This is a genomic window from Roseburia sp. TF10-5, assembly GCF_003462365.1.
GTDB classification, from domain to species: domain Bacteria; phylum Bacillota; class Clostridia; order Lachnospirales; family Lachnospiraceae; genus Roseburia; species Roseburia faecis.
In genome coordinates this window covers 1-8,614 of sequence record NZ_QTYW01000028.1, presented here as the reverse complement: position 1 = coordinate 8,614, position 8,614 = coordinate 1, and the positions used below count along the sequence as shown (strand labels likewise).

The 8,614-nt window shown below is 34.3% G+C and carries 9 protein-coding genes; all 9 read left to right on the top strand.

Features of this window, described 5'->3' with window-relative positions; genetic code table 11:
• Positions 1–253 precede the first annotated feature (253 nt).
• On the top strand, positions 254–568 hold the full coding sequence (locus tag DXD06_RS16145; RefSeq protein WP_117833112.1) for a hypothetical protein: 315 nt from the start codon (positions 254–256) through the stop codon (positions 566–568).
• A 529-nt stretch (positions 569–1,097) separates the two neighbouring features.
• On the top strand, positions 1,098–1,622 hold the full coding sequence (locus tag DXD06_RS16140) for a hypothetical protein (protein ID WP_117833111.1): 525 nt from the start codon (positions 1,098–1,100) through the stop codon (positions 1,620–1,622).
• Positions 1,623–1,887: 265 nt separating this feature from the next.
• Complete coding sequence (locus tag DXD06_RS16135) at positions 1,888–2,832, top strand: hypothetical protein (protein WP_117833110.1); 945 nt, start codon at positions 1,888–1,890, stop codon at positions 2,830–2,832.
• A gap of 133 nt (positions 2,833–2,965) precedes the next feature.
• Positions 2,966–4,780: a hypothetical protein gene (locus DXD06_RS16130; RefSeq protein ID WP_117833109.1), complete on the top strand. Its 1,815-nt coding sequence runs from the start codon at positions 2,966–2,968 to the stop codon at positions 4,778–4,780.
• Positions 4,781–5,670: 890 nt separating this feature from the next.
• Positions 5,671–6,231, top strand: a complete 561-nt coding sequence (locus tag DXD06_RS16125) for a flavodoxin family protein (RefSeq protein WP_055238387.1) — start codon at positions 5,671–5,673, stop codon at positions 6,229–6,231.
• A gap of 46 nt (positions 6,232–6,277) precedes the next feature.
• On the top strand, positions 6,278–6,736 hold the full coding sequence (gene aac(6'), locus DXD06_RS16120) for an aminoglycoside 6'-N-acetyltransferase (protein ID WP_117833108.1): 459 nt from the start codon (positions 6,278–6,280) through the stop codon (positions 6,734–6,736).
• A gap of 6 nt (positions 6,737–6,742) precedes the next feature.
• On the top strand, positions 6,743–7,213 hold the full coding sequence (locus DXD06_RS16115) for a GNAT family N-acetyltransferase (protein ID WP_117833107.1): 471 nt from the start codon (positions 6,743–6,745) through the stop codon (positions 7,211–7,213).
• A gap of 65 nt (positions 7,214–7,278) precedes the next feature.
• On the top strand, positions 7,279–7,458 hold the full coding sequence (locus DXD06_RS16110; RefSeq protein WP_243001158.1) for a hypothetical protein: 180 nt from the start codon (positions 7,279–7,281) through the stop codon (positions 7,456–7,458).
• A 30-nt stretch (positions 7,459–7,488) separates the two neighbouring features.
• A complete protein-coding gene (locus DXD06_RS16105) occupies positions 7,489–8,550 on the top strand; it encodes a S66 family peptidase (protein WP_117833106.1) in 1,062 nt (353 codons plus the stop codon).
• The last annotated feature ends 64 nt before the right edge of the window (positions 8,551–8,614 follow it).

The following is an 8,614-nucleotide window of genomic DNA, read 5'->3' as shown; positions in this document are numbered from 1 at the left end:
ATCGTCTTTAGGGCAAAAAACTATATCGTCAACAATAAAATAAAAAGTATCAGAGACCATAAGATGAGTCCAAGTATTCCTCATCTTACGGTCTCTTTTATTTTTATTTCATAGTAGCCGAAAGCCTTGTAGAATCAATGTTTTATGAATTATGAGAAAGAATCTGAGCAAGAGCAACATATATTACTTTTATCAAATGGCTCTAGTTTGGCTCTATTTGTGGGGAGAATAATGTATAATTAGTGTAGAGCAGATGCAGCAGACAGCCATAGCAGAGAACAGCCGGACGGCACTTGACCAGAATGGATATAATAGAAGATATGTTGACCCTACCGAAATGTACAATACCATCAAAGCAGATTATGACAAGATTTCAGAACAGATTGAAAGCAAAAAGGCTCAGAGAGAATTATTCAGGGGATTCATCCGTGCGTTGGAAAAGCAGGGTGCTTTGGTAGAAGAATTCGATGAGGGACTTTGGAGCAGTCTGGTGCAGGAAGTGGTAGTAAATACCAAGGACGATATACTGTTCATCTTCAAGAACGGATTTGAAATAAAAACGAGATAAATTAAATCCTGATTTAACACACATTATAGATAGAAGAAAAAAACAGAAATTTGATTATAAAAGGTCAGATTCGTCAGTAACCATCGGGCTTGACGGGTTTGACCTTTTATATTGCAGAAATATGACAAGAATGGATATGCTAATCTGCCGATATAAGGTATAATGTTGTTAAATTTGAAAGAAAATGCATATTGCGGAGTGTAACGGCCGGTTCGGCGGAGCCTAACGGTCGCGATGCATTTCTTAGCGGTCGGACATAAAATGGAACTTTATGCCGCGAAAGGCTCTTGACACGAGTAGCACATGATAGGCTTGTTGCCTAGCAAATCCGCTCATAGCAACGATTCGCCGTATTTGCTACTAATCATGTGCGATAGAGGCTCGTGTCAAGAGCAACGTGGAATAATGTTCCATTGCCGACCGTTATGCTACGCATAGCGATCGCTGACAACGCACCAGCGACCGTTGGGTGGCGTAAAATGCAGAAAAACAGAAAGTGTAAATTTTGTAGTAAATAAGGAGAAGAATAATGAAAACATGTGAGATATGCAATGAAAAAAAAGGAGATAGAATAATTGCCGGAATGAGTATTTGCAACAATTGTTTTGCTAGGTTACAAGGATTAAGAAATGGAAATGAAGATGATTTGCTTTTCTTTAGAGATTCTATAAATGTTTCTAAATTTTCCCAAAAGGCGAAAGAATATATTGATGAAGTTGCAACAGATATTGAAAAGTCGCATAGGACAGCTGAAGAAATAATCATTGAAAGAAAGCGAATGCAAGAAGATGAAATGGAGAAACAAGAGTATGCACGTTCATTAATAGGCTTATATGAATATGCAGTTGAAACAATATTAAATGAAGATCATGGGTGTGTTGATGCAAAGAGAATGACTGAATTGATAAACAAGCGTGCTAGAGAGGGGTGGAAGTTACATACTGTTTATTCAAATGAGCTAGGCAAAAATGCATTAAAGGTGTTGGGATTAGTGGAAAATTCTACTGCTTGTGAAGATGTACTTGTATTCGAAAGAAAACTGATGGATAAGTAGTCGAAAGCTTAGTCATGTAGAACTGACGAGATACACAAAACTATATAAGAATAATCAACAGGCAGGTAAGTCTTATAACGAGACCGCCTGCCTTTCTTTATACCTGCAAGTACCGTTTTTCAAGGGGTGTTCAAATGCCCCCTTTGAACACCCCTAGGGAAAATATGGTTAAATTGTATCAAGTTCAGTGTTCCAACGAACCAATACTCCTGTGGGTATTATCCGTATTGTGACAGCATTATTAAGTAAAGGAGTGAGGTTAAAATTGGATAGTAATGATTATGAAGAGAAACTGCGTGAGATTAGGGCTGCATTAAATAGGATTCCTAAATATATGGAGAATCCTGAATTTAAAAAAACAATAGAAAATACGCAAAGAGTGGCAGCTGCATTGGGAAATATGGTCGTGGCAATTTCTCAAAGTGAAGCGGTTAAAGCATTTGGTAGATTAGCTGAGCAACTAAGTAATATTAAATTACCACAGCTTTCAGAAGAGGCAAAAGAAGGGCTGGAAAATTACCATTATTTGAATAAGTTGGAAAGTTTACAATGGCCACTATATTTTTGGGTTAGCAAAGACCTTATGCAAGAATTAGCTCCATATACAAGTATATCAGAAGAAAATGAAGACGAAATAAGTACGATTGTTTACAAATTTTGTACTGCTGAATTTATAGATGGACTGCTTATGGATTGGAATAATTCCACTGTAATGGATAGGAAAAGGATTCCTATATTGCAAGAGGCTATTAGTTTATATAATAGTGAATTATATTATGGCTGCGTGTCAATTTTAGCTTGCCAGCTTAATGGAATTATCACAGACATATATAATATGCAAAGAGCATATGGGAAAGAGTTTGATTTTAAAGATGTGAAAAGGGCATATCAGAGTTTTAATCCACAAAAGAAAGTTCCGACAAGAATTAAGAAGGATAGTGAAAGGACACAATTATTGTGGTTTATATCGGATGCTGAAGAAGGACTTATGTATTGGATTAAATCAATAGAATACATATATAACATCATTTTAACTTCTGAGGACAGTATGAATCAAAGTAGTCATCCATGTAGAAATAAAATTTGTCATGGAATACAATTAAACTTTGGAACAAGAGAACACGCATTAAAAAGCATACTTACTATAGATATGATGATTCGATTAGGAGAAAATCTCAAGCACATTAATGAGAATAACTCAGAAAACTAAGGTACACTAAAAGAGTAGGGGGAATTATAAGGTGTAAGTTTGTGCGAAACGCAAGAATCATAAAAACTAAGGACAAAAGTAAATGATTATTGTATAATAATCCTTATAAAAATTCAGGGGAGGAATGATGTAAATGGATATAGATAAAATTTTTAGTGCAATTTGGGAAGGAAAAGAATGGATTTTTAGTGGAATTGGTGTAGTGGCATTAGGTTTTATTGGAAAACGCATAATAGGAAAAAAGTCTGGTGAGAATTCAGATACATATACAGTAAAATCTAAAATGCACGATAATAACAATGTTTCAGGTGGAAACAATATTACAGGTAAGAAAAATCAAATTATTCAGAACGATAACAGTAGTACAATTTCTGTAGAAGGAACTGGTAATGTGGCTGGAAACGGAAATAGTGTTACAAATAATTTTATTTATAATAATAATGACAGTAATACGAAAGAAAATGTTAATTCTTGGTTTTCGGAAAGATTTGAGATTTTGCTTTCACTTTTAAATGATACAAGAAGATTTAATGAAAAAGAATATACAGTTGAATATGTAAGTTCGCTTATCGGATTAAAGAATGTAGACGGTTTAAAAGTTTATTTAACACAAGGCAAAGAACCTGATGATGAATTTAAGAAGAAATTTGTTGAAGTATTTGGCGTAAATGAAGAGTGGATGGTACATGGCAGAGGTGAATTTCCGTTTGCATCAAATATTAATTTTTTAGGTGATAGCCCAATGGATATATTGAGAAGAGAGGATTTAAAATCTATTAATAAATTTATTGTTGTTATTGGGAATGTTCAAGGAAGTAGACAAGCTTGTATTATAAGACAAAAGAATGAATTATGTTATGAATTATATCCCAAGTATTTTACATTATATTCACACGTTGGTGGTACGGGAACAAGACAATTAGTTGAATTCTACAGATTCTTGCGTGAGGCTGATAAAATTAAAAAACTTGATGGCATTGCGTATTTTGCACATGAAGAACAAATGGGCAAATTAATGAGAGGGGAATTTTCGCCAAAGAAAGTCGAACGGTTTGAAGTGGCAAGAAATTTTATAGATGACTTTATGTGTATCCGTGAAGATGAAATAGAGAAGAATAAAAGATTTTGGGATGAGGAATTTATTTTTGTACAAGAAATAATTGCTGCAAATATTAAGGACTATGATAGAATTAATCAGGAGTATGATTCAAAACTCATTAAGAAAAATCTTGGAGAAGATTCTCAGGATAAAGAGGAAGAAAGCAATGATATTGATTCGTTTGATGCGTCAACACCTTTTTTTAGTTATAGATTTGGAAAGGCATTTCCAGGGGTGCGGGGAATAAAAGAATTTTCAAATCCTAAAGAATGTGTTGATAGATTACAGATTCTCTTAAAAAAACCACTTAGTGGAAAAAAATTAAGAGGTCCTATATGGTGGTTTAGAGGAGGAAGTAATTTAGATATCAATAATTTTGAAAGACTTTCTGATGATAAATTTTTGATGGATTGTGATGAGATAAAAGTTAAAAGAATTGTTGCATATGCAGCGGGAGAGTATTATAAGAAATTTGTTTATGTAGAAGCTTATCCTGAAGAAGAAACAGGTTTATACCAATATGATAAGGAACATATAAAATCATGGGCAGATAAATATGGCTATTACAATGAAGAATATGCAGAATATGAGAATAAAAAAGTAACAAGGTCAGAGTATGATGATGGTGCGGCTGTGATTGATGGTAAAGTTGTTGATTTAAAGGGAGAAGCTAAATTAAGAATTCGTTATATTACACCATATAATTTTATTATCTGTGCACAATTCAATCCAATTAATAATGATAATTATGATGATATGATGGTAACATTGTTGAATGGCATATTAAAAGGTCAGAATTCTGTCGAGGAAATAGTAGAATTTGTAAATAAAATGCCAAGAGATATGTAGGCAATAATTTGGTTGAAAATGTAATGGGATTGTAGTACAATCAGGCTAAGACAATCCTACTATGTCAAAGGGCAAGCATAACTTTCATTTGAAAGGCAAAAGAGAATTTTATTTTTTATAATTCCAAGAACCTAACATAGTAGAACATACTGTGTCGGGTTCTTTTTTTTAATGACCTGAAAGTGGCATAAATAAAGGATTTGAACGGGACAGTAGAATATATTTTATAAAATGTAATGTGTCAGGAGAGAAGAGAGAGGATGGAAAAATAAAGTTTCTCTTTGCCCTTTTTAATAAAATAGGGTTTGCCCCCTGACAAAACAGAGCTTCATAAATGGCGTAAACAAGCCATTTATGGGGCTTTTTCTTTTATTGTGATACTTATATGATACCTGTTTTGATAGTACCACAGATATTAATGAGTACTAAACAGAAGTGTCATAGGTATTTTCTATTATCACATTTCTTTTTATTTTCAAAGATTATCCCAATTATATGAAGCACCAAAAACTGGTGCAAATTAGTGAAAATACACCAGTGGTGTCACTTCCGTAATTTGTGGGTTGGTTATAGAATTAATCGCACAGAAAGTTTTTAACACACAATGTGCCAGTATTGCCACAATGTTACCTGATGATGCCGACAGTGTTTGTAGAGACATCTTTATTGGTTTAAGTATGGATTATGGTGAGAGTATCAATAGAGATGCTGATAAAGAAAAGGTAAGAGATAAGATAAGGAATAGGAGCAGAGGGAGATGATTCCTCTGCATATCCCCGATTCATTTTACACAGCCGAATTATATATTGAAAACCAGGAAATGATCGCAAGATATTGCGACTGTTATTGATGATGTAGTGATTCTATGATATCATATAAAAATATGGTACATGAAAGCGGAGGTCAAAATGAAAGTATTGGTAATGAATTGTAGTCCTGTAAGAAATGGAGCAACAGCAGAAATTGTTAATATAGTTACTGCTCGTCTGGAAAAGAAACATGATGTTAAAAACATATGTATTGATGATTATGATATAAAATTTTGCAAAGGATGTAGAACTTGTCATAATACAGCAAAATGTGTTCAGAATGACGATGTTGATAGGATAATTGAGCAATATGAATGGGCTGATATAGTTATATCTGTGTCTCCATCATACTGGGCAGATATACCGGGACAATTTAAAGTTTTTATTGATAGATGCACTCCGTGGTGTAACACACATGAACCGCATGCCAAGATAAGTAGTGGTAAGAAGGGATATGTTATCGCATTAAGAACTGGACCGGGAATGAAGGAATGTGAGAGGATTATTGCAACCATAGAACATTTTTATGGACATATGGAAATTGAATGTTGTGATAGTCTTGGTTTGTGTTCGGTGGAATATAAGGAAGATTTGGACTGTAGGAAAGAAGAAATTATAGAATTTTGTAACCAGATAGAGTAGGTGGTTTATTGTATCTTACAAATATTTCAGAAAGAGTTAAGGATAGGTGGTAAAATTGATTCGAAAAGCTACTTTAGAGGATGTCCCCCAACTTGTGAGCTTGGCAATTCAAATGTGGAAATCACACACAGTTGAAGATTTAACAAAGATTTTTTGCGAACATATAAGAAAAGGTAAAAATATTATTTTTCTTGCTATATCAGAGGAACATATAGTTGGATTTGCACAATGCGGATTAAGGTTTGACTATGTAGAGGGAACTGATTCTAGTCCGGTAGGATATTTGGAAGGCATTTTTGTTTTAGAAGAATATAAAAAAAGAGGTTATGCGAAAGAATTGTTAGGAGAATGTCAGAATTGGGCAAAGGATCAGGGGTGCCTTGAGTTTGCGAGTGACTGTGAGTTGGATAATGAAGATAGTCTTAAGTTTCATTTGAAAATGGGGTTTGCGGAAGCAAATAGAATTATTTGTTTTACGAAAAGGTTAACAGATTTAGAGGAGTAGTATGTGATGGCGAAAAACTATGAATATAAAAAAGCAATCATAGCAGACATTGATGAACTTGTAAGAACTAGAATTATTGTCCTTCGTGCAGCAAACAAACTATCGAATGATGTGGATATGTCATTGGTGGAAAAAGAATCCTATGAGTATTATAAGAGCGCATTAGAAACTGGTGAGCATATTGCATATCTGGTGTATGATAACGAAACCTTTATTGGCGCTGGTGGTGTCAGTTTTTATCAGGTTATGCCGACATATCATAATCCAACAGGTAAAAAGGCTTATATTATGAATATGTATACGGCACCGGTATATCGGAGACAGGGGATTGCATTTCATACATTAGATTTACTGGTAAAGGATATAAGGAAACAGGGCGTATCACAGCTTACTTTAGAGGCGACAGAGATGGGACGACCATTGTATGAAAAATATGGATTCGTAAAAATGGAAGATGAAATGGAGCTGATCAAATGACAAGAGTTTATTTCGTGTGACACGCACAGCCGGAACACGATTGGGAAGAAGACAGGACAAGACTTTTGACGGAAGAAGGTAAGAAAGATTCTGTGGTGCCATATATTATCGAACTGGACTTTGAAAGCAGCTGTAACGAACTGGAATCTGAATGTCCGATTTACAGTTTTAAGTTGATTGCCAAACAGGAACATTGTTATATAGAGAAGGAATTTAAGGGTAAACAGCATACGGATAAAAAATAATATTGTTTTATCTATGGAGGAATTGTAGTTATGCAATATGCAAGAAAATTGAGAAAAGGTGACAAAGTAGCAATTGTAAGCTTGTCGAGTGGAATGCTTGGTGAAGAATTTTGCAGTCATAATATTGAGATTGGCGTAAAGAGATTAAAAGAATATGGTTTGGAGCCGGTATTTATGCCAAATGCTTTGAAGGGGATTGAATATTTGCAAACTCACCCACAAGCAAGGGCGAAAGACTTAAAAGATGCATTTCTGGATAATTCTATTGCAGGGATTATTTGTGCAATTGGTGGTGATGATACATACAGACTTTTGCCTTATCTAATGGAAGATGAAAAGTTTATAAAGGCGGTAGAGGAGCATCCAAAATTATTTACAGGATTCTCAGATACTACAATCAATCATTTGATGTTTTATAAACTGGGCTTGTCTACTTATTACGGACCAAACTTTATTTGTGATTTGGGAGAAATTGCAGATGAAATGTTACCATATACCCAAAGGGCATTTGAGAGTTATTTGGAGGGTAATGAATCTGATGAAATTATATCCAGTGATACCTGGTATGAAGAAAGAGAAGATTTTTCAAGAGCCGCAATAGGAACAGAAAGAAAAACTCATAAGGAAGAACGTGGGTTTGAACTTCTCCAGGGAAGTGAAATTTTCCAAGGAGGATTATTAGGTGGATGTTTGGAAAGCCTTTATGATGTATTGACCAATAGCAGATATGAAGATGAAAAGGAAGTTTGTGAAAGATATGATCTGTTTCCAAATAAGGAAGAGTGGATTGGAAAAATTCTATTTATAGAAACCTGCGAAGAAAAACCGACTCCTGAATTGTTTGAAAGAGAAGTGTTATTACTGAAAGAAAAGGGAGTATTCGACGTGGTAAATGGTGTATTAGTTGGAAAACCACAGGATGAAGCTTATTATCAGGAATATAAAGATATTCTCATTAGAGTGATAGACAATGAGAAACTTCCGATTGTTTATAATGTGAATTTCGGACATGCTATGCCACGATGTGCGTTACAGTATGGTGCTGTTGCAAAGGTAGATATGAAGCAGAAAAAGATTTATGTGAATAGGTAGGAGCGAATACTATGGCTGTATCATATAACAAATTATGGAAATTATTAGTGGATAAAAAAATGAG

Bases quoted from the DNA above. Each gene is read 5' to 3' on its own strand.
- DXD06_RS16145 (WP_117833112.1), top strand. From the start codon at position 254: ATGCAGCAGACAGCCATAGCAGAGAACAGCCGGACGGCACTTGACCAG.
- DXD06_RS16140 (WP_117833111.1), top strand. From the start codon at position 1,098: ATGAAAACATGTGAGATATGCAATGAAAAAAAAGGAGATAGAATAATT.
- DXD06_RS16130 (WP_117833109.1), top strand. From the start codon at position 2,966: ATGGATATAGATAAAATTTTTAGTGCAATTTGGGAAGGAAAAGAATGG.
- DXD06_RS16125 (WP_055238387.1), top strand. From the start codon at position 5,671: ATGAAAGCGGAGGTCAAAATGAAAGTATTGGTAATGAATTGTAGTCCT.
- DXD06_RS16115 (WP_117833107.1), top strand. From the start codon at position 6,743: ATGGCGAAAAACTATGAATATAAAAAAGCAATCATAGCAGACATTGAT.
- DXD06_RS16105 (WP_117833106.1), top strand. From the start codon at position 7,489: ATGCAATATGCAAGAAAATTGAGAAAAGGTGACAAAGTAGCAATTGTA.